This window comes from Streptomyces sp. NPDC033180 (assembly GCF_055577645.1).
The window spans coordinates 104845-123711 of the sequence record NZ_JBVIPU010000016.1 but is presented as its reverse complement, the minus strand read 5'-3'; the positions used below and the strand labels follow the sequence as shown (position 1 = coordinate 123711).

The following is an 18867-nucleotide window of genomic DNA, read 5'->3' as shown; positions in this document are numbered from 1 at the left end:
TCATCATGCGCCAGGGTGCGCGGTTCTCCTCCCCTTTGTTGCCGAATGGTCACACTCGAATCGCGTTGTGCCGCTCCCCTCGGAGGACCTCGATCACGCTCGCGTAGCTGTCGGAGCCGTGCCCCGCCGCGCTCGCCCGCTCCATCGTGGCCTTCAGGAGTTCCGGCAGCGCGTTGTCGACGCCGCGGTCGGCCGCCGCGTGGATGAGGTGTCCGATCGTCGTGATCTGTACGTCGACGGTGGCGTCGTCGCCCGGATAGTGCCCGGCGTCCACCTGGGGCGCGTAGGTGTCCAGGAATCCGGCGACCGCGTGCGTCATCCAGCGGATGGCGACCGGCGTGAAGTCGGTGGCCCTGGTCGCGTCCGCGCCGACCAGGGCCGTGCCGTGCAGCCAGCCGGTGAACGCGGACCACATCAGGCCGAGCAGGGCGACGTCGTAGAGCGAGGCGCGGCCGGGCTCCGCGCCCAGGTACAGCGGATCGCCCAGCGCGGCGAGGGTGGGGCGGTACGCCTCGAACACCTCGGCCGAGCCGCTGTAGAGGAACATCATCTCGGGATTGCCGACGCCCGGCGGCGTGGTCATGATCGCCCCGTCGAGATAGCCGAGCCCGAGGGGAGCGGCCCACTTCGCCGCGTCGTCAGCCTGCTCCGGGGAGCCGGAGGTGACGTTGACCAGGGCCTTCCCCGCGAGGGATTCGGCGACGGGGTCCAGGACGGCGTGCAAGGCGTCGAGGTCGAGCACGCAGGCGAGGATCAGGGGACTTGCGGCGACGGCCTCTTCGGGGGTGGCGGCGAGGCGGGCACCCAGGGCGACGAGGGGCTCGGCCTTGGCGGGGGAGCGGTTCCAGACGGTGGTGGGGTGGCCGTTCTCCAGGAGGGTGGCGGCGAGGGCGGTGCCCATGTTGCCGAGGCCGATGACGGTGACGGGGGTCTTCTTCGCTGCACTGGCGTTCTCTGCGGTCATGGGGACCACGCTCGCAGCGGGCGGCGGCGCCGGACAGTGACAGGGGTGACGGCGGCCACCAAATTCCTGCCACGCGCTGCCGCGCCCCGTATGCGGCCTAGTCTCACCGTATGAGCGCTGGTTCCGTGGCCCTGGTCGTCACCGAGGAGATAGCGATTCCCTCGTGGGATCTGTACGAACTGAGCATCCCCTGCACGGTGTTCGGAAAGCCGCAGCCCGATCTGTCGGACCACTGGTACGACTTCCGGCTGTGCAGCGCGTACGAAGGTGAGGGCGCGGGCGGTTCGCCCTCCGGCCTGACGGTGCGTACTCCGCACGGCCTGGAGGACATCGTCGGGGCGGACACGGTCATCGTCACGTCCGTGCCGGACGCCTGCGTGGAGGAGGGTCGCCCGCTGCCGGACGGCCTGACGGCGGCGCTGCGCCGCGCGTACGACGCGGGAGCCCGCATGGTCTCCCTGTGCACCGGCGCCTTCGCGCTCGCGGAGGCGGGCCTCCTTGATGGCCGCAGGGCCACCGCGCACTGGATGCACACGGCCCAACTTGCCGCGCGCTACCCGAGGGTGGAGGTCGACGACTCCGTCCTGTACGTGGACGACGGCGACGTCCTGACCAGCGCGGGCGTGAGCGCGGGCCTCGACCTGTGCCTGCATCTGGTCCGCCGCGACCTGGGCGCGCACGTGGCCAACCAACTGGCCCGCCGCATGGTCGTACCCTCCCACCGCCCGGGCGGTCAGGCCCAGTTCATCGATCTCTCCGTTCCCGCGACGGACGACGAGGGCCTCGGCCCCGTACTCGACTGGGCGCGCGCCCGCCTCGACGGCCCTCTGACGGTCGACGACCTGGCACGCCGCGCGGCGATGAGCCCGCGCACTCTCTACCGCAGGCTCCATGCAGCCACCGGCACGACCCCGCTCCAGTGGCTGCTCAACCAGCGCCTGGCCCGCGCCCAGAGCCTCCTCGAATCGACAGCCGCCCCGATCGACAAAATCGCCGAACTAAGCGGCCTGGGCACGGCGAACAACCTCCGTCACCACTTCCTCAAGCAGGTGGGAGTGTCGCCGGGGGACTACCGGCGGGCGTTCGGCGGGGCTTGAGTGTGTGAGGGGGCATGGCTTACTCCTTGCGCGGCTGGTTGATCCGCAGCATGTTCCCGGCCGGGTCGCGGAAGGCGCAGTCGCGGACGCCGTAGGGCTGGTCCATCGGCTCCTGAAGAACCTCGCCGCCGGCGGAACGGACCCGTTCGAACGTGGCGTCGACGTCGTCGCTTCGGAAGATGACGCCGCGCAGCATGCCCTTGGCCATCAGCTCGGCCACGGCCTGCCGGTCGGCGTCGGTGGCGTTCGGGTCCGCGAGCGGAGGTTCGATGACGATCTCGACGTCCGGCTGCGAGGGCGATCCGAGCGTCACCCAGCGCATCCCCTCGAAGCCGACGTCATTGCGTACTTCGAGACCGAGAGCGTCGCGGTAGAAGGCGAGCGCCTTGTCGTGGTCGTCGACGGCGATGAAGCACTGCGCAAGTTTGATGTCCATGCGTTTCACGCTACGGAGTGGCCGGGGGTTTCGCTTCTCCGTTCCTGATCGGTCCGTTCGCGATCGGTCCGTTCGCGGCCGGCCCGTTCCTGACCGGCCTCGTGCGGATCTTGGCGATACACGCCGGGATGTCGGCGCTGCCACCGTGGTCGCGGGCGCGGTACGCGCTCGGGCTCTCGCCGACCAGCTCCGTGAAGCGTGAGCTGAAGGAGCCGAGGGACGTACAGCCGACCGCCATGCAGACCTCCGTCACCGACAGATCCCCGCGCCGCAGCAACGCCTTGGCCCGCTCGATCCTGCGGGTCATGAGATAGCTGTACGGCGTCTCTCCGTAGGCGGCGCGGAAGCTGCGCGAGAAGTGCCCCGGCGACATGAGGGCGGCCCAGGCCAGCGCCGGCACGTCCAGGGGCTCCGCGTAGTCGCGGTCCATCCGGTCACGGGCCTGGCGCAGGCGGACGAGGTCGGGGAGAGACACAGACACACGATGAACGTTACCGACCGCCGGGAGAGGCGGAGCGGGGTCAGGCCGCGGGGCAGAGCTCGGCGGGGGCCACGGTCGCGTGCACGGGGTGCACGGGCCGGGCGGTGCGGGCCGTGACCGTGGCGTGCGAGCGCTCCCGGGCGAAGACGACCAGGCGCAGTACGGCGAACCGTGCGACGCCGGCGAGCGCGGAGGCCGACAGGTAGACGACCTGTTCGAGCACCGCGCCGGGCGCCGCCACCAGCTGCTGGAGGACCAGCATCGCCAAGCAGGTCACCGCGTACGCGGCTGCCGCGGACCCCGCCGACTGCGCGTGCTGGCGCCCGGTCGCGCGCCCGCCCGCGCCGAAGGTGAAGCGGGCGTGCAGCTCGGTGGCCAGGAGCGTGGAGACCACGGTGATCAGGGCGTTGGCCAAGGCCCAGGGAACCCAGGAGGCCAGGGCCGCCACGGCGAAGCTGGAGGCGACTCCGACCCCGCCGCCGCAGAGCACGAAGCGGGCGAAGGCGGTGAAGGCGCCGGGTCCCGCCGACTGCTGACTCTGTGCTTTCGCCATGATCCGACCCCTCCCTGGTTCTGTCGCGCTTGCTTCGATGGCGCCATCGTGGCACACGAGTGGCGCCATGTCGAGTCATTATTGGCGTCGCGATGGCGCAGGGGGTGGCGGAAAGCGATTGTACGTTGCGAAAGCGCAGGTCAGAGGGTGGCTCTACTTGGTGCCAACGCGTTCAAAATCCCTCGGGGTGGTTCACGCGCGACCCGCACGGAGGGGGTGTGTGGCGTCGTGTGGCGCACCTAGGCGCCACACATGGCGCCAAGTCGGGGGCGCGCGCCGACTCGGCCTCGCTCACATGCGGCAGGGCGTGAGTGTCACGCCGACGGGCAGGCGAGTCTGCCGGCCACGGCGTCGAGGACCCAGTCCAGGCCGGTCGCGAAGGATGTCTCGGCGTCCACGTCCGTGCCGTCGTACACGGCCCTGGCCAGCGCCGGGAAGCGGCCGGTGGCCAGCATGCTCGTCACGTGCGGGCCGTGGGCGCGCTGCCAGTCGTGCTTGGACAGGCCCGTGGCGCGCTCGGCCCGCAGGTTCGTGATCTCGCGCCTGATGGCGCCGATGAAGTAGGCGCTGACGGTGTCCACGGCGCGCAGGACGGTGTCGATATCGGCGAGGCCGTCGAAAGCGGCCAGCGTGGCCTCGGTCACGGCGAGGCCGTTCGGACCCAGCGTCGGGCGACCGCCGAGCAGGTCGGCCGGCCATTCATGGCGCAGGGCGGCCTGCCTGGTGCGCTGGGCGAGGCCGCGCAGGGCCTCCCGCCAGTCACCGGGCTGCTCATCGGGGAGGGTCTCAGCCTGGACGGGCCGGCCGCTGGGCGAAGATCACGACGGCCGGTCTGGAACGCCTCGTGAGTCCGGACCCCGCCGAAGCCCTCGCCCGTTTCGACCAGGTCCAGCCATCCTGACCGGCGACCAGGTCCAGCCATCCTGACCGGCATGGGCACGGACTTCCCGCCCCCGCGGCGCGATCAGTGGCGTGGCGCACTTTTGCAAGCAGGCGCTTGCAATAGTTAGCAAGGCGTGTGCAGTATCGACGCATGGCATCACTCAACGTCGGCAATCTCGGTGAGTATCTGCGTGAGCAGCGGCGCAACGCGCAGCTCTCGCTCAGGCAGCTCGCCGACGCCGCCGGGGTGTCCAATCCGTATCTGAGCCAGATCGAGCGCGGCCTGCGCAAGCCGAGCGCCGACGTGCTGCAACAGGTGGCCAAGGCGCTGCGGATCTCCGCCGAGACGCTCTATGTCCGGGCCGGGATCCTCGACGAGAAGGAGCGGGACGAGCTGGAGACGCGCGCCGTCATCCTCGCCGATCCCTCCATCAACGAGCGGCAGAAGCAGGTCCTGTTGCAGATCTATGAGTCGTTCAGAAAAGAGAACGGCTTCGAGGTCTCGGAGTACGCGGACGACGTGGACGCCACCGCTGACGGCCCCCGCACGGCCGACGGCAGTGATGCCGACCCGAAGGACCCCAAGGACCATCCCTCAAGCTGACGCGAATCCGGGAGGACCATCGCCATGGCCATCAAGGACGACCTGCGCAACACCCTCACCGACACCACCCCCGCCTACTTCGTCGTCGGCACCGCCGACCTGGCGTTCCAGCAGGCGAAGAAGGTGCCGGGCGCCATCGAGCAGTTGATCGCCGAGGCGCCGGCCCGTATCGACGCCGTGCGCAACACCGACACCAAGGCCGTCCAGGACAAGGCCGTCGCCCGCGCCAAGGAGGCGCAGACGACCCTTCAGACCCGGGTCTCCGAGCTGCTCGGCTCGCTCGACACCGACCTGAAGAAGCTGGGCGAGAGTGCCCAGGGCTTCGCTCTCAGCTCGGTCGGCGTGGCCGCCGAGTACGCCGTGAAGGCGCGCGAGAAGTACGAAGAGGTCGCCGAGCACGGCGAGCAGGCCGTGCGGACCTGGCGCGGCGAGGCCGCCGAGGAGATCACCGAGCTGGCCGTGGCCGTCGAGCCGGACGCGCAGGACAAGCCGGCCTCCGCCGAGTCGGGGACGGCGGGCTCCGCCGAGCCGAAGGCTGCCGCCGCACCGGCGAGCAAGCCGGTCGCCAAGAAGGCCCCGGCCGCCCGCAAGCCGGCGGCCAGGAAGACCCCGCCGCCCGCCAAGTAGGCGCGCGGCAGGGCGGTTGTCATGTGAAGGGGCCGGGCACTCTCGAAGTGCCCGGCCCGTTCTCCGGGTAGCGGGTACGGTGTCCGCGTACTCAAGAGCCGAGACTGGTGGTGGACGTAGTGCTGATGCAGGGGTTCGCGAACTTCATGTGGCTGCTGTCGTTGGCGCTGATCGTCTTCAGCGGCTTCGCGCTCGTCGACGCCGCCATCCGGCGTGAGGACGCCTATCGCGCGGCGGACAAGAAGACCAAGCCGTTCTGGCTGATCATCCTCGGCCTCGCCTTCATCGTGAACCTGATCTTCAACATCCTGTCGTTCCTGCCGATCATCGGGCTCATCGCGACCATCGTCTACATGGTCGACGTGCGGCCCGCGCTGCGGCAGATCACCGGCGGCGGTGGCGGCGGCGGACGCCGCGGCTCCAGCAGCGACGGTCCGTACGGGCCGTACAACGGCGGCCGGTAGCCCCCGAGGTCCCGCGCCGCCGGCAGGCGTCGCAGGCGGCAGGCGCCGCCCGCGACTAGCGGTCCCGGTCCAGCAGGAGTACGGCCACGTCGTCGGTCAGATCGCCGCCGTTGAGCTCACGCACCTCGTTCACCGCGGCCTCCAGGAGCTCGTCGCCCCGCAGGCCCGCGGCGATCTGGCGGCGCAGCATCTCCACCATGCCGTCCTGGCCCAGACGCTGGTTGCCCTGGCCGATGCGCCCCTCGATCAGGCCGTCCGTGTAGAGCATCAGGCTCCACTTGCCGCCGAGCTCCACCTGGCGGCGCGGCCAGCGGGCGTTCGGCAGGAGTCCGAGCGCCGGACCGTTGTTCTCGTACGGCAACAGCTCGGCGAGGTGGCCGTCGCGGGCGATCAGCGGTGACGGGTGGCCCGCCAGGCAGAGCCCGGCGCGGCGGCCGTCGGGGGCGATGTCGACCGTGCAGAGCGTCGCGAAGATCTCGTCGTCGGCGCGCTCGTGCTCCAGGACCTTCTGCAGCGTGCTGAGCAGTTCGTCGCCGCACAGGCCCGCGAACGTCAGCGTCCGCCAGGCGATGCGCAGCTCGACACCGAGCGCCGCCTCGTCGGGACCGTGGCCGCAGACGTCGCCGATCATGACGTGCACGGAGCCGTCGGGGGTGCGCACCGTGTCGTAGAAGTCGCCGCCGAGCAGCGCCCGAGAACGCCCCGGACGGTAGCGCGCGGCGAACCGCAGCGGTGAGCCGTCCAGGAGCGGCGTCGGCAGCAGGCCGCGCTCCAGGCGGGCGTTCTCCTGGGCCCGCAGGCGCGACTCCGTCAGCTGGCGCTGGGCGGCGTCCGCGCGTTTGCGCTCCACGGCGTACCGGATGGCACGGCTGAGCAGCCGCCCGTCCAGCTCGTCACGGAAGAGATAGTCCTGGGCGCCGACCCGTACGGCCTCCGCGCCGCCCTCGGTGTCGCCGCTCGCGGTGAGCGCGAGGACGGCGTGCCGGGGCGCGAGGCGCAGGACGTGCTTGAGCGTGGCGAGCTCGTCCTCCTCCTCTTCGGGGGTGGCGGCCGGGACGGCCAGGGCCAGGTCGAGCAGGATGCAGTGCACGTCGTCGGTGAGCAGCCGCTCGGCCTCGGTGAGGTTGCGGGCGGTGCGGACCCTGATGGGCTTGCCCGCGGAGTCGAGCATCTGGGGAACGCTCAGGGAGCCCACCGGGTCGTCCTCGATCACCAGGAGGCTGAGGCCGGGGCCGCTGGCCTGCTGGTCCATGGCGCTGGACGTGGGTACGGGCTCCACGGTCTCCACGGGCGTGGGCACGGGGTCGGGCGCCTGCACGGGTACGGGCGCCGTCCTCGGCAGAGCGTGAGCCTGACCGCCTTCCGCGGCCGGGATCGCTCTCTGCCGCGGTATGGGTACGGGCATGGCTTCGGTTTCCTTCCCTCCCCCCGAGGGCATGGTGGATCGACGGTCGAACGCTCCACCGACGGGGACCATAGCGTTAGCCGAGGCCCGATTGGAATGGCGCACGGAAAACAGCCACCGTCATATGCCGCATCACGGACCGCAATTGGGCACTACGGCCCCCGACAGGGATGACGAACATCACGCCCGAGGGGTTGAGAGGCGGGCCGAGGGTGCGGTGGGTCACATGACGTACGGCACAGGGCGGCCGGCGGGGGCGAAAAGGCTGCTTCGGGAGTCGAGAACCCCTACTTGTCGGGCCGCACGACCCCGAGGATCTTCATCGATCCCGCGCCCGCGACGGTGACATCGCGTCCCGGCCGCGGCGCGTGCACGATCGCGCCGTCGCCCACGTACATCCCGACATGGCTGGCGTCCGCGTGATAAATGATCAGGTCACCGGGGCGCATGTTCTTGATGTCGATGCGCGGCAGCTGCTTCCACTGCTCCTGTGACGTGCGCGGAATTCCCTTGCCGGCGGCGGCCCAGGCCTTGGACGTGAGTCCGGAGCAGTCGTACGAGGACGGGCCCTCGGCGCCCCAGACGTACGGTTTGCCGATCTGCGCGGTGGCGAACTCGATGGCCTTCCTGCCCGGCCCGGTCGCCTTGCCCTTGATGTCCTTCAGGACGCCCGAACTCACCCACGCCGACTGCTTCTTGAGCTGGGCCGCCTCCTCGAGCTTCCGGAGCCGCTCGAGCTCCTTCTTCTCGAGCTTGGACTCCATCCCCTCGGCGGCCGCGATCTTCTTCTTGATCTTCTTCTTCGACTCGGCCTTCGCCTTGCGGTTGGCTTCCAGCTTCTTCCACTGGGCGGTGGCGTCCTTGGCGTAGATCCGCAGGTCTTCCTGCGTCCGCTCCATCTCGGTCATCATGCCCTTGGTGGCCTTCTGGCCCTGCCGCATCCGTCCGGCGCCGTCCAGGAACTCCTGGGGGTCGTCGCTCAGCATCAACCGGGCCTCGGACGACACCCCGCCGCTGCGGTACTGGGCGCGGGCGGCGGCGCCCGCGCGGGACTTGAGCTTGTCCAGCTTCCGCTGGCCGTCGGTGATGGACCGGGCGAGCTTCACGATCTGCTTGGACTGCTTCTCGCTCTTCTCCTCCGCCGCGTTGTACGCGTCCGTGGCGACGCCCGCGTCGTGGTAGAGCTTCTCGATCTCCTTGCGCAGGCCCTCAAGGGACGTGGTCGTGCCGGGCGTTGGCTTCGCCGGACTCGCGTGGGCCGCGCCCGGTGCGCCGAGCACCGCTGCCGCGCAGATCAGCGCCAGGCCAGCCACAGTCGAACTTCGCTTGCCGGTCACGTCCGCCTCCCCCAAAGCTGATTTACCGTCAGTAACATACGGGTGCCCCGGGGATGGTGCCATGCCGACGCGCAATGCGACAGAGCGCAGCGGCAACTCCGATCCCCAGCCGCCCCATGTGACGAACGGCACGCGTAGATCGTTCCCTTCGCGGCGTGCCGCACGCGGAGTTCACCCTGCGCCGCCTCGCGAATTCACCCGTAGGCACCCCGGGCGTTCACCCCTGATGCGGCTGACGCGGCGCCAACGCCGCCCACGGCACCGTCACTTCGCCCTGCCGCCACCGCGGGGGGCGGTCCGCCACCGGCCAGTCCGCGGCCAGGTCCCGCACCGCCCTGATCCACCGCTGGCGGGCGCCGTACGAGGCGTAGGGCGCGGCGGCGGCCCAGGCCCGGTCGAAGTCGCGCAGGAACGCGTGCACCGGCTCGCCCGGCACGTTCCGGTGGATCAGCGCCTTGGGCAGGCGCTCGGCGAGGTCGGAGGGCCGGTCCAGCGATCCGAGGCGGGTCGCGAAGGTCACCGTGCGCGGCCCTTCGGGCCCGAGCGCGACCCAGACGTGCCGCCGTCCGATCTCGTCGCACGTCCCCTCGACGAGCAGCCCGCCGGGCGCGAGCCGCGCGCACAGTCGTTCCCACACGGCGGCGACCTGTTCCTCGTCGTACTGCCTGAGCACGTTCGCGGCCCGGATCAGCGCGGGCCTGCCCGGCAGCGGGATCTCGAAGCCGCCGTGCCGGAAGGTGAGCCCTTCCCGCTCGTAGGGCTTCGCGGCCGCGACCCGCGCCGGATCGATCTCGACGCCGACCACGCGCGCGTGCGGGGCGGCGGTCCTGAGCCGCAGGAGCAGCTCGACGGCCGTCCAGGGTGCGGCCCCGTAGCCGAGGTCGACGGCTACGGGGTCGGGGGAGCGCCGCAGCCCGGCGCCGTGCGTGGCGGCGATCCAGCGGTCCATGCGGCGCAGGCGGTTGGGGTTGGTGGTCCCGCGCGTCACCGATCCCACGGGGCGGGAAGGGGTGCGGGAAGCCATGAGGGAAAGGGTATGCGCCCTGGTGGCGGGGGTACGTGCCGAGCCGCGCGAGGTCGTTGGTTGGGCCTCGACCGGTAATGATTTGGCAAAGAGGAAATGGAGCCGTCCCCTCCGATGTTCTCCCTCTGGAGGACCGTGCACGCCCTCCGTTATGCCATGCCCGCGCGCACAAGGAGGACCGCCACGTGAGCCAATACGTGACCAGGCTCGGCCGTCGCTCGCCGGCAGCGCCGAGCAGGCTCCGAATCCCCGGTACACACCGGCGCCCCCGCCGGGTGGCCATGCTCAGCGTGCACACGTCCCCGCTGCACCAGCCCGGCACGGGCGACGCGGGCGGCATGAACGTCTACATCGTGGAGCTGGCCAAGCGACTCGCGGCCATCAACATCGAGGTCGAGATCTTCACGCGCTCGACGACGGGCACACTGCCGCCGGCCGTCGAACTCGCCCCGGGCGTCCTCGTGCGCCACGTGGACGCCGGTCCCTACGAAGGCCTGGCGAAGGAGGAGCTGCCCGCCCAGCTCTGTGCCTTCACGCATGGCGTGATGCAGGCGTGGGCGGGCCACCGCCCCGGCCACTACGACCTGGTCCACTCCCACTACTGGCTCAGCGGGCATGTCGGCTGGCTCGCCGCCGAGCGCTGGGGCGTGCCGCTGGTGCACGCCATGCACACGATGGCCAAGGTCAAGAACGCGGCGCTCGCGAAGGGCGACGCCCCGGAGCCCGCGGCACGCGTGATCGGCGAGACGCAGATCGTGCGGGCGGCCGACCGGCTGATCGCCAACACCTCCGAAGAGGCCGACGAGCTCGTACGGCACTACGAAGCCGACGCCGGCAAGGTCGCTGTCGTCCACCCGGGCGTGAACCTCGACCGCTTCCGTCCCGCCGACGGCCGCGCCGCCGCCCGCCGCCGCCTCGGCCTCCCGCAGGACGCCCTTGTCCCGCTCTTCGCGGGCCGTATCCAGCCCCTGAAGGCGCCGGACGTCCTGCTCCGCGCGGTCGCCGTCCTCCTCGACCAGCGCCCCGAGCTCCGCTCGAACATCGTCGTACCCGTCGTGGGTGGCCCGAGCGGCAGCGGCCTCGCGAAGCCGGAGGGGCTGCAGAAACTGGCCGCGAGGCTGGGCATCGCGGACGTCGTCCGCTTCCAGCCGCCGGTGGGCCAGGAGCAACTGGCGGACTGGTTCCGGGCGGCCTCGGTCCTGGTGATGCCGTCGTACAGCGAGTCGTTCGGGCTCGTGGCCATCGAGGCCCAGGCGGCAGGCACCCCGGTCCTCGCGGCATCGGTGGGCGGTCTGCCGGTCGCCGTACGCGACGGCGTGACCGGCTTCCTGATGGACGGCCACGAACCGGCCCACTACGCGCGCGTGCTGCGCGATTTCGCCGAAACCCCCCACCTCGTGGATCGCATGGGCGACGCGGCCGCCCGGCACGCGCAATCCTTCGGCTGGGACACGGCGGCTTCGGCCACGGCGGACGTGTACACGGCGGCCATGCACGAGCACAGGCGTCGCGTACGCTCGCATCATGGCTGATGAGGCGGGCGCGGCGGAGATCATCGAGGGGACGCTGACGGAGGCGGACCTGGAGTGGGAGAGCCCGGAGCCGGGCTCGTACGTGGTGAAGCTGCCCGGCACGCGCAAACTGTCGACGACCCTGTCCGTGAAGCTCGGCAAGCACGCGCTGTCCCTGACGGCGTTCGTGATCCGGCACCCCGAGGAGAACCACGAGGCGGTGCACCGCTGGCTCCTTGAGCGGAACCTGCGCCTGTACGGCGTGAGTTACGCGATCGACCCCCTCGGCGACGTCTATCTCACCGGCAAGCTCCCGCTCTCGGCGGTCACCCCGGACGAGCTCGACCGCCTGCTCGGCTCGGTCCTGGAGAACGCGGACGGCTCCTTCAACACGCTCCTGGAGCTGGGATTCGCGTCGGCGATCCGCAAGGAGTACGCGTGGCGGGTGTCGCGGGGCGAGTCCACGCGCAACCTCGACGCGTTCACTCACCTGACCCAGCCGCGGGACTGACCCGCAGAGCTAAGAGGCTCAGTACGACTCCTTCCCCCTAGGGGGCGCTCGTGGCATGCTCGCGCCATCGCAGAGTGAATGGCGTTCACATCCATGGAAGATGGTGGCGGGCATGGGCACGGAACTCCCCAGCAGACGTGGCGTACTCGGCGGCGCGATGGCCGTGGCGGCGGTCGCCGCGACCGGCGGGGCACAGGCACACGCGGGAGCAGACGAAACCCCTGTTCTCTGGCGGGAGTTCACGGCAACCCCGTACACGCACCCCCAGATCCCCTACGTAGCCCGAGCGGGCGCCCACTCCGGCACCCGCCATCTCCCCAGCCCCCAAGTGGTCGCCAACGTGAGGGACTACGGAGCGAGGCCGGACGGCACGCAGGACGCGGCCCCCGCGATCAACCGGGCCCTGGCGGAAGCGGGCGCGAGGGGCGGCGGCACGGTGGTCATCCCGCCCGGCAGGTACCGCGTCGACGGCATCATCCGCATCGCCCACGACAACGTGGTGCTTCGGGGGGCGGGCAGCGCGCGCACCACCCTCCACGCGACGAGGAACCTCACGGAACTGATCGGCCCCTACGGCTCCCGCTACGGCGGCGACAAGTCGAGCTGGTCCTGGGCGGGCGGCCTCATCTGGCTCTGTCCACAGCCTCGTTGGGAGTCACTGACGACGGCCATCAAGGCGAAGGCGTGGCCCTTCGAGGGCTGGACGGGCAACAAGCGCGACGCATGGCAGACGCTCACGACGACAGCCGCCGCGAGCCGGGGCGATCGCACCCTGAGGGTCAGCGACACCTCCCGCCTCCACAAGGGAGACCTGGTGCTCCTGCGCCTCGCGGACGACGCGGACCACACGCTCCTGGAGCACATGGCGGGCGGAGGGCCGGGCGCGGAGTCCTACACCTGGGACGACAAGACGAAGCTCACGTCGTACGTCCCCTACGAGTGGCCGGTACGGATCACTTCAGTAAAGAAGAGCACGGTCACCCTGGAACGCCCGCTTCCGTTGGACGTGCGCGAGGAGTGGGACCCGCGACTGACGACGCACGTGAAGGCGCTGACGGGCGCGGGAGTCGAGGCACTGACGCTGGAGGCGGTCGAGACCCCCCAATCCCCCCACCTCCTGGACAAGGGCTACAACGGGGTCACGTTCCAGTGCGCGTACGACTGCTGGGCGGACGACATCGTGGTCCGACACGTGGACAACGGCTTCGGCCTGGTGAGCGCGTCGGCCTGCACCCTGCGCCGCACGCGTGTCGCGGGCCGGGGCGCGCACCACCCGTACTTCTGCCGGGAGGGCTCGCACGACAACCTGATCGAGGACTTCCACATAGACCGGCGCACGACTCCGGCCCCCTCGGGCACCCAGCTCCACGGCATCAACGTAGAGGGCCTGTCCTCCTACAACGTCTGGTCCCGGGGCGTGATGGAGATGGGCACGTTCGACAGCCACAGGGGCATGCCCTTCGCGAACGTCCGCACCGACATCACGGTCGACAACAACGGCCGCCACGGGGGAGACGCCAGCGCGGGCCCCCTCTTCGGAGCCCGCTTCACGCACTGGAACATCCGCGTCACCAACGAGCGCGCGGGCCTGATGAAGATCGACGGCCTGGCCTCGTACAGCGCGACGGTGGGCCTCAACGAAGTCCGCGAGTTCGACCAGATCGACGTACCGGACTTCTCCGGAGACCTCCATGCGCGACTGGAGCTCTACGGGACCACGGGCACGGTCCGCCCGCGGAACCTGCATGAGGCGCAGAGAGAGCTGTAGCAGCCCTCGGCGGCCCCGGCACAAAGCCCCCCGCCGGCGAGAAACCGCAGGCAGGGGGCTCGGCTCAGTGAAAATGCAGGGCTACTTCTTCTTGCCCTGGTTCTTGACCGCCTCGATGGCCGCCTTCGCCGCGTCCGGGTCGAGGTACGTGCCGCCCGGCTTCACGGGCTTGAACTCGGCGTCCAGTTCGTACGCCAGCGGGATGCCCGTCGGGATGTTCAGGCCCGCGATGTCCTCGTCCGAGATGCCGTCCAGGTGCTTGACCAGGGCGCGCAGCGAGTTGCCGTGGGCCGCGACCAGGACCGTCCTGCCCGTCAGGAGGTCCGGGACGATGCCGTCGAACCAGTACGGGAGCATGCGGACGACGACGTCCTTGAGGCACTCCGTCTGCGGGCGCAGCTCCGGCGGGAGCGTCGCGTAACGCGGGTCCTCGAACTGCGAGTACTCGGCGTCGCGGTCCAGCGCCGGCGGCGGGGTGTCGTACGAGCGGCGCCAGAGCATGAACTGCTCCTCGCCGAACTCGGCGAGCGTCTGCGCCTTGTCCTTGCCCTGCAGCGCACCGTAGTGACGCTCGTTCAGGCGCCAGCTGCGGTGGACCGGGATCCAGTGGCGGTCGGCCGCCTCGAGGGACAGCTGCGCGGTGCGGATCGCGCGCTTCTGGAGCGACGTGTGGACCACGTCGGGGAGCAGGCCGGCGTCCTTGAGCAGCTCACCGCCGCGGACCGCCTCCTTCTCGCCCTTCTCGTTGAGATTGACGTCCACCCAGCCGGTGAACAGGTTCTTCGCGTTCCACTCGCTCTCGCCGTGGCGGAGGAGGATCAGCTTGTACGGTGCGTCGGCCATGCCCCTGAGCGTAATCGAACCGCCGGGTGCCCCGCGCGCCCGCCCGCGGCCCGGACGGCGGGCCGGTGGATTGACGGGTTTCGCTAATCCGCTGGCTCTCCGGGACGGCCAGGTCGTAATGTTCGATCGGCGCTAGAGACACTTACAAGAGGCGCTGACGCGAGACGCTTGCACGTCTGCCCGAACCGTGGGGGAAAACCGATGTCACTCGCCGCCCTGAGACGCGCCGCCAAGGAGTCCGTCTCCGGTCTTCCCCGCGAGTTCTGGTGGCTGTGGACCAGCACCCTGGTCAACCGCCTCGGCGCCTTCGTCGCCACCTTCATGGCGCTCTACCTGACCCTCGACCGCGGCTACTCCGCGACGTACGCCGGTCTCGTCGCCGCCCTGCACGGACTCGGCGGCGTCATCTCCTCGCTCGGCGCCGGCGTGATGACGGACCGTCTCGGGCGGCGGCCCACCCTCCTCATCGCCCAGGCCTCCACCGCACTCTCCGTCGCCCTCCTCGGCTTCATGAAGGACCCCCTGGCCATCGCGGCCGTCGCCTTCCTCGTCGGCATGGCGAGCAACGCCTCCCGGCCGGCCGTCCAGGCGATGATGGCCGACATCGTCCGCCCCGAGGACCGGGTGCGGGCCTTCTCGCTCAACTACTGGGCCATCAACCTCGGGTTCGCGATCTCGTCCACCGGCGCGGGCTTCATCGCGGAGTTCAGCTACCTCGCCGGGTTCCTCATCGAAGCCGTGATGACCATGGCCTGCGCCATCGTCGTCTTCATGAAGCTGCCGGAGTCGCGGCCCGTGCGCACCGCCCTGGAGAAGGCGTCGGAACCGGACGTCGGCCTCGGGACCGTCCTGCGCGACGGGCGCTTCATGGGCGTCGTGGGGCTCTCCTTCCTCCTGGCGCTGATCTTCCAGCAGGGTTCCGTGGGGCTGCCCGTCGCCATGGGCGAGGCCGGGTTCACGCCTGCCGACTACGGCATGGCCATCGCCGTCAACGGCGTACTGATCGTCGCCCTGCAGATCCCGGTCACACGCTTCATCGAGCACCGCGACCCGCAACGCCTGTTGGTCATCTCCGCGCTGCTCGCCGGCTACGGCTTCGGACTCACCGCCTTCGCCGGGTCCATCGGCGTCTTCGCCCTGACCGTGTGCGTCTGGACGCTGGCCGAGATCGTCAACGCCCCCACGCAGACCGGCCTCGTCGTACGGCTCTCGCCGACCCACGGCAGGGGCCGTTACCAGGGCATGTACACCCTGTCGTGGGCCGTCGCCGCGCTCGTCGCCCCGCTGATGTCCGGCTTCGTCATCGACCGCTTCGGGGCCCAGTGGCTCTGGGGCACCTGCGCGGTCATCGGCACGGTCGCGGCCGTCGGCTACTGGTCGCTGATGAGGGGGCTGCGCGCCGAGGGGGAGGCGGTGGAAGCGGCCGCCGTGCCCACGGCTCCCGCGTCCGGCGAGGCCGTCGATGTTCCCGCCCGCGCATAAGGGTCGCGCCACTGCCTGCCCGTCAACACCCGCGCGCGTGTGCGCCGTTGCTGCGCCCCTTCCAGTGGGCATGGAATGGGCATCAGGCAGTACGCCTTCGAGGAGGAGTCCCATGGCCGAGTCCCCCATGACCGAAACCGCCCCCGAGCAGTCGGCGAAGACGCCCGGCCTGCCCGAGCTCGTACTCCTTGGCTCCTGCGGCTGCGGCTCGGGCTGCGGCTGCGGCTGCCAGTCGGGCGGCCCGTGCCAGTGCGGCGGCTGCTGCGGCTGACCCCGCCTCGAACACAGCTGTGCCCCGCACGAACTGACCGTGCGGGGCGCACCCCTGCGCGGGGACAGCCTCAGGCGCCCTCCACCGGCGTTCCCGGCAGAACCATCCTCGTGCGTCCCTCGCACTGCTCGGCGCCGGGGCGCCTCCCAGGCTTCGGGACGCTGCGCCGGACTCCGTCCGTCGACGGGCGGGAGGCGCGGTCCGTCACCGGCGGGGGCGTTGGGGCGGGACCGGTGACGTCGGCCTCAGGCGCCCTCCACCGGCGTTCCCGGCAGAACCTTCCTCGTGCGTCCCTCGCACTGCTCGGCGCCGGGGCGCCTCCCAGGCTTCGGGACGCTGCGCCGGACTCCGTCCGTCGACGAGTGGGAGGCGCGGTTCTCAGGCGCCCTCCACCGGCGTTCCCGTCTGCTGCATTTCGTCGGCGTGTTCGCCGGTGACCAGGTAGACGACCCGCTTCGCCACCGACACCGCATGGTCCGCGAAGCGCTCGTAGTAGCGGCCCAGGAGCGTCACGTCCACGGCCGTTTCGATGCCGTGCTTCCAGCGGTCGTCCATCAGGTGCTGGAAGAGCGTCCGGTGCAGCAGGTCCATCTCGTCGTCGTCCTGCTCCAGCTGGAGCGCCAGGTCGACGTCCTTGGTGATGATGACCTCCGCCGCCTTGGCCATGAGCCGCTGCGCCAGCTGACCCATCTCCAGGATCGTCGCGTGCAGGTCCTGCGGAACGGCCGACGCGGGGAAGCGGAGGCGGGTCAGCTTTCCGACGTGCTGGGCGAGGTCGCCCGAGCGCTCCAGGTCGGCGCTCATCCGCAGCGAGGTGACGACGATGCGCAGATCCGTGGCGACCGGCTGCTGCCGTGCGAGGAGGGCTATCGCGCGCGCCTCCAGCTCGTGCTGCAGATCATCGACCTTCTGGTCGGCGGCGATCACGCTCTCGGCCATCTTCAGGTCGGCGTCGAGCATGGCCGTGGTGGCACGCCCGATCGCGGACCCGACAAGGCGGGCCATCTCGACCAGGCCCTCGCCGATCGAGTCAAGTTCCTCGTGGTACGCGTCCCGCATGTGGATGTCCCTCTCTAAGTACGTCCGGGGGGTGACCCCCACGCTCCCACGGTGGGGGTCGCACGCGTCCGTTTCCGGCATCCCGAATGAACCATCCCTGTCACCCAGGTGAACTGTGGGCGACGGGGAGCGCCCCGCCCGGAACCGCCCCGGCGCGGGCCGGAGTAACCCGTTCGGCCGAAGTGAACCATCACCGTCCCCTCGGTGAACTCTGGGCGACGAGTGTTCGAGTGGGCCCCCGTATGGCTGTGGCCCGCGCGTAAAGGACGCATAACCTGGAGGCATGGACGTGAACGCGGCGGTCGCCGCAGCGGCAGCGATCGCCGGAGTGTGCACCGGTGTGATCGCCATGCTGGCGTTCCGCTGGAGCGAGCGCGACCTGAAACGCCCCACCCGGACCTCCCTGCACACCGACCCCGTACTCCCGCCCGGAGTGGACACCGTCCTCTCCGTGCTCCGCTCCTCCGCGGTCGTCCTCGACGAGGCGGACAGCGTCGTGAAGGCCAGCTCGGCGGCGTACGCCCTGGGCCTGGTCCGCGGCGGCAAGCTCGCCGTCGAGCCCATGCTCCAGATGGCACGCGACACCCGCCGTGACGGCGAGATACGCCAGGTCGAGCTTGACCTGCCGCGCCGCGGCACCGGCCGCGGCGAGGCCCTCGCCGTCTCCGCCCGCGTCGCCCCCCTCGGCTCCCGCCTGGTCCTGCTCCTGGTGGAGGACCTCACCGAGGCCCGCCGCATCGAGGCCGTACGACGCGACTTCGTCGCGAACGTGAGCCATGAGCTCAAGACCCCGGTGGGGGCACTCTCCCTGCTCTCCGAGGCCGTCATGGACGCCTCCGACGAGCCCGAGGCAGTCGAACGCTTCGCGGGCCGCATGCAGATCGAGGCGACCCGCCTGACCAGCCTCGTCCAGGAACTCATCGACCTCTCCCGGGTCCAGAACGACGACCCCTTGGAGGACGCCGAACCCGTCCGTGTCGACGAACTGGTGGCGGAGGCGATCGACCGCAGCCGTCACCAGGCCTCCCACAAACAGATCACCATGGCCGCGGGCGGCACCGCCGACCTGCAGATATGGGGCAACCGCGGCCAGCTGGCCGCGGCACTGGGCAACCTCGTCGAGAACGCCGTGAACTACTCGCCCGCCCGCACCCGGGTGGGCATCGCGGCCCGCCGGGTCACCGCACCGGGCGGAGACCTCATAGAGGTGGCCGTCACCGACCAGGGGATCGGCATCTCCGACAAGGACAAGGAGCGCATCTTCGAGCGCTTCTACCGAGTGGACCCGGCCCGCTCCCGGGCCACCGGCGGCACCGGCCTCGGCCTCGCCATCGTCAAACACGTGGCCGCCTCGCACGGCGGGGAGGTCACCGTGTGGAGCTCCGAGGGACAGGGCTCCACCTTCACGCTGCGGCTGCCCGAAGCAGCCGCGAACCGCGACCGCGGATCCGGTCACGGCGGAGACGGCAGCGAAGCCGACACCGCACGGCCCGAAGAGACCACTTCGTACGAACCCATTCCTGCCCCGGAGGTCCTTCCGTGACCCGA

Annotated in this window: 19 protein-coding genes and 1 pseudogene; 10 read left to right on the top strand and 10 right to left on the bottom strand. The window is 70.7% G+C overall.

The window, feature by feature from the left end:
- Positions 1–49: 49 nt before the first annotated feature.
- Positions 50–964 carry an NAD(P)-dependent oxidoreductase gene (locus ACZ5WE_RS32165; protein WP_467695186.1) on the bottom strand — a complete coding sequence of 305 codons (915 nt, stop codon included), beginning with the start codon at positions 962–964 and terminating at the stop codon, positions 50–52.
- Between the two features lie 131 nt (positions 965–1095).
- Between ACZ5WE_RS32165 and ACZ5WE_RS32160 the strand changes: the two genes are divergently transcribed.
- A complete protein-coding gene (locus ACZ5WE_RS32160; RefSeq protein ID WP_467695262.1) occupies positions 1096–2061 on the top strand; it encodes a GlxA family transcriptional regulator in 966 nt (321 codons plus the stop codon).
- A gap of 19 nt (positions 2062–2080) precedes the next feature.
- On the opposite strand, the gene ACZ5WE_RS32155 is transcribed toward ACZ5WE_RS32160, so the two are convergent.
- The 4 genes and pseudogenes from ACZ5WE_RS32155 to ACZ5WE_RS32140 all read right to left on the bottom strand — a co-directional run.
- On the bottom strand, positions 2081–2497 hold the full coding sequence (locus ACZ5WE_RS32155; protein ID WP_467695188.1) for a VOC family protein: 417 nt from the start codon (positions 2495–2497) through the stop codon (positions 2081–2083).
- A 10-nt stretch (positions 2498–2507) separates the two neighbouring features.
- Entirely contained in the window at positions 2508–2972 is a 465-nt protein-coding gene (locus tag ACZ5WE_RS32150; RefSeq protein WP_467695264.1) for a helix-turn-helix transcriptional regulator, read from the bottom strand.
- 46 nt (positions 2973–3018) lie between these two features.
- Positions 3019–3531, bottom strand: a complete 513-nt coding sequence (locus ACZ5WE_RS32145; RefSeq protein WP_467695190.1) for a GtrA domain-containing protein — start codon at positions 3529–3531, stop codon at positions 3019–3021.
- Positions 3532–3845: 314 nt separating this feature from the next.
- Positions 3846–4328: pseudogene (locus ACZ5WE_RS32140) on the bottom strand (TetR/AcrR family transcriptional regulator C-terminal domain-containing protein); the annotation flags it as partial.
- A gap of 236 nt (positions 4329–4564) precedes the next feature.
- Here ACZ5WE_RS32140 and ACZ5WE_RS32135 point away from each other — a divergent pair.
- From ACZ5WE_RS32135 to ACZ5WE_RS32125, 3 genes are all read left to right on the top strand, one after another.
- Entirely contained in the window at positions 4565–5017 is a 453-nt protein-coding gene (locus ACZ5WE_RS32135) for a helix-turn-helix domain-containing protein (RefSeq protein WP_467695192.1), read from the top strand.
- A gap of 24 nt (positions 5018–5041) precedes the next feature.
- Complete coding sequence (locus ACZ5WE_RS32130; RefSeq protein ID WP_467695194.1) at positions 5042–5644, top strand: hypothetical protein; 603 nt, start codon at positions 5042–5044, stop codon at positions 5642–5644.
- 107 nt (positions 5645–5751) lie between these two features.
- Positions 5752–6108: a DUF2516 family protein gene (locus ACZ5WE_RS32125; protein ID WP_467695196.1), complete on the top strand. Its 357-nt coding sequence runs from the start codon at positions 5752–5754 to the stop codon at positions 6106–6108.
- 55 nt (positions 6109–6163) lie between these two features.
- Here the strand turns inward: ACZ5WE_RS32125 and ACZ5WE_RS32120 are convergent, their stop codons facing one another.
- From ACZ5WE_RS32120 to ACZ5WE_RS32110, 3 genes are all read right to left on the bottom strand, one after another.
- Positions 6164–7585, bottom strand: coding sequence for a PP2C family protein-serine/threonine phosphatase (locus ACZ5WE_RS32120; protein ID WP_467695198.1), 1422 nt, complete (start codon positions 7583–7585; stop codon positions 6164–6166).
- A 215-nt stretch (positions 7586–7800) separates the two neighbouring features.
- Positions 7801–8850, bottom strand: a complete 1050-nt coding sequence (locus ACZ5WE_RS32115; protein ID WP_467695200.1) for a C40 family peptidase — start codon at positions 8848–8850, stop codon at positions 7801–7803.
- Between the two features lie 217 nt (positions 8851–9067).
- Positions 9068–9874 (bottom strand): class I SAM-dependent methyltransferase, encoded by an 807-nt coding sequence (locus ACZ5WE_RS32110; RefSeq protein WP_467695202.1) that lies wholly within the window; start codon positions 9872–9874, stop codon positions 9068–9070.
- Positions 9875–10059: 185 nt separating this feature from the next.
- On the opposite strand from ACZ5WE_RS32110, the gene mshA reads away from it, so the two are divergent.
- The 3 genes from mshA to ACZ5WE_RS32095 all read left to right on the top strand — a co-directional run bounded on the left by mshA (position 10060) and on the right by ACZ5WE_RS32095 (position 13664).
- Positions 10060–11406, top strand: a complete 1347-nt coding sequence (gene mshA / locus ACZ5WE_RS32105; RefSeq protein WP_467695204.1) for a D-inositol-3-phosphate glycosyltransferase — start codon at positions 10060–10062, stop codon at positions 11404–11406.
- The gene (locus tag ACZ5WE_RS32100) at positions 11399–11896 is read left to right on the top strand and encodes a type III secretion system chaperone family protein (protein WP_467695206.1); all 498 of its coding nucleotides are present in this window, start codon (positions 11399–11401) and stop codon (positions 11894–11896) included. Before mshA ends, ACZ5WE_RS32100 begins: the two co-directional genes overlap by 8 nt.
- A 112-nt stretch (positions 11897–12008) precedes the next feature.
- Complete coding sequence (locus ACZ5WE_RS32095; RefSeq protein WP_467695208.1) at positions 12009–13664, top strand: glycoside hydrolase family 55 protein; 1656 nt, start codon at positions 12009–12011, stop codon at positions 13662–13664.
- 81 nt (positions 13665–13745) lie between these two features.
- On the opposite strand, the gene ACZ5WE_RS32090 is transcribed toward ACZ5WE_RS32095, so the two are convergent.
- Entirely contained in the window at positions 13746–14507 is a 762-nt protein-coding gene (locus ACZ5WE_RS32090) for a phosphoglyceromutase (protein ID WP_467695210.1), read from the bottom strand.
- Positions 14508–14708: 201 nt separating this feature from the next.
- Between ACZ5WE_RS32090 and ACZ5WE_RS32085 the strand changes: the two genes are divergently transcribed.
- Together ACZ5WE_RS32085 and ACZ5WE_RS32080 are read left to right on the top strand one after the other, a co-directional pair.
- Complete coding sequence (locus ACZ5WE_RS32085) at positions 14709–15989, top strand: MDR family MFS transporter (RefSeq protein WP_467695212.1); 1281 nt, start codon at positions 14709–14711, stop codon at positions 15987–15989.
- Positions 15990–16101: 112 nt separating this feature from the next.
- Positions 16102–16260, top strand: a complete 159-nt coding sequence (locus tag ACZ5WE_RS32080; RefSeq protein ID WP_363312846.1) for a hypothetical protein — start codon at positions 16102–16104, stop codon at positions 16258–16260.
- Between the two features lie 378 nt (positions 16261–16638).
- On the opposite strand, the gene phoU is transcribed toward ACZ5WE_RS32080, so the two are convergent.
- Complete coding sequence (phoU, locus tag ACZ5WE_RS32075) at positions 16639–17319, bottom strand: phosphate signaling complex protein PhoU (RefSeq protein ID WP_160510362.1); 681 nt, start codon at positions 17317–17319, stop codon at positions 16639–16641.
- A 283-nt stretch (positions 17320–17602) separates the two neighbouring features.
- Between phoU and phoR the strand changes: the two genes are divergently transcribed.
- A complete protein-coding gene (gene phoR, locus ACZ5WE_RS32070) occupies positions 17603–18862 on the top strand; it encodes a two-component system sensor histidine kinase PhoR (protein ID WP_467695213.1) in 1260 nt (419 codons plus the stop codon).
- Positions 18863–18867 lie beyond the last annotated feature (5 nt).

What these genes read in the sequence shown, in the direction of transcription:
- ACZ5WE_RS32165 (WP_467695186.1), bottom strand. Translation starts at nt 964, where the DNA reads ATGACCGCAGAGAACGCCAGTGCAGCGAAGAAGACCCCCGTCACCGTC.
- ACZ5WE_RS32155 (WP_467695188.1), bottom strand. Translation starts at nt 2,497, where the DNA reads ATGGACATCAAACTTGCGCAGTGCTTCATCGCCGTCGACGACCACGAC.
- ACZ5WE_RS32145 (WP_467695190.1), bottom strand. Translation starts at nt 3,531, where the DNA reads ATGGCGAAAGCACAGAGTCAGCAGTCGGCGGGACCCGGCGCCTTCACC.
- ACZ5WE_RS32135 (WP_467695192.1), top strand. Translation starts at nt 4,565, where the DNA reads ATGGCATCACTCAACGTCGGCAATCTCGGTGAGTATCTGCGTGAGCAG.
- ACZ5WE_RS32130 (WP_467695194.1), top strand. Translation starts at nt 5,042, where the DNA reads ATGGCCATCAAGGACGACCTGCGCAACACCCTCACCGACACCACCCCC.
- ACZ5WE_RS32120 (WP_467695198.1), bottom strand. Translation starts at nt 7,585, where the DNA reads ATGGTCCCCGTCGGTGGAGCGTTCGACCGTCGATCCACCATGCCCTCG.
- ACZ5WE_RS32110 (WP_467695202.1), bottom strand. Translation starts at nt 9,874, where the DNA reads ATGGCTTCCCGCACCCCTTCCCGCCCCGTGGGATCGGTGACGCGCGGG.
- ACZ5WE_RS32100 (WP_467695206.1), top strand. Translation starts at nt 11,399, where the DNA reads ATGGCTGATGAGGCGGGCGCGGCGGAGATCATCGAGGGGACGCTGACG.
- ACZ5WE_RS32095 (WP_467695208.1), top strand. Translation starts at nt 12,009, where the DNA reads ATGGGCACGGAACTCCCCAGCAGACGTGGCGTACTCGGCGGCGCGATG.
- ACZ5WE_RS32090 (WP_467695210.1), bottom strand. Translation starts at nt 14,507, where the DNA reads ATGGCCGACGCACCGTACAAGCTGATCCTCCTCCGCCACGGCGAGAGC.
- ACZ5WE_RS32085 (WP_467695212.1), top strand. Translation starts at nt 14,709, where the DNA reads ATGTCACTCGCCGCCCTGAGACGCGCCGCCAAGGAGTCCGTCTCCGGT.
- ACZ5WE_RS32080 (WP_363312846.1), top strand. Translation starts at nt 16,102, where the DNA reads ATGGCCGAGTCCCCCATGACCGAAACCGCCCCCGAGCAGTCGGCGAAG.
- phoU (WP_160510362.1), bottom strand. Translation starts at nt 17,319, where the DNA reads ATGCGGGACGCGTACCACGAGGAACTTGACTCGATCGGCGAGGGCCTG.
- phoR (WP_467695213.1), top strand. Translation starts at nt 17,603, where the DNA reads ATGGACGTGAACGCGGCGGTCGCCGCAGCGGCAGCGATCGCCGGAGTG.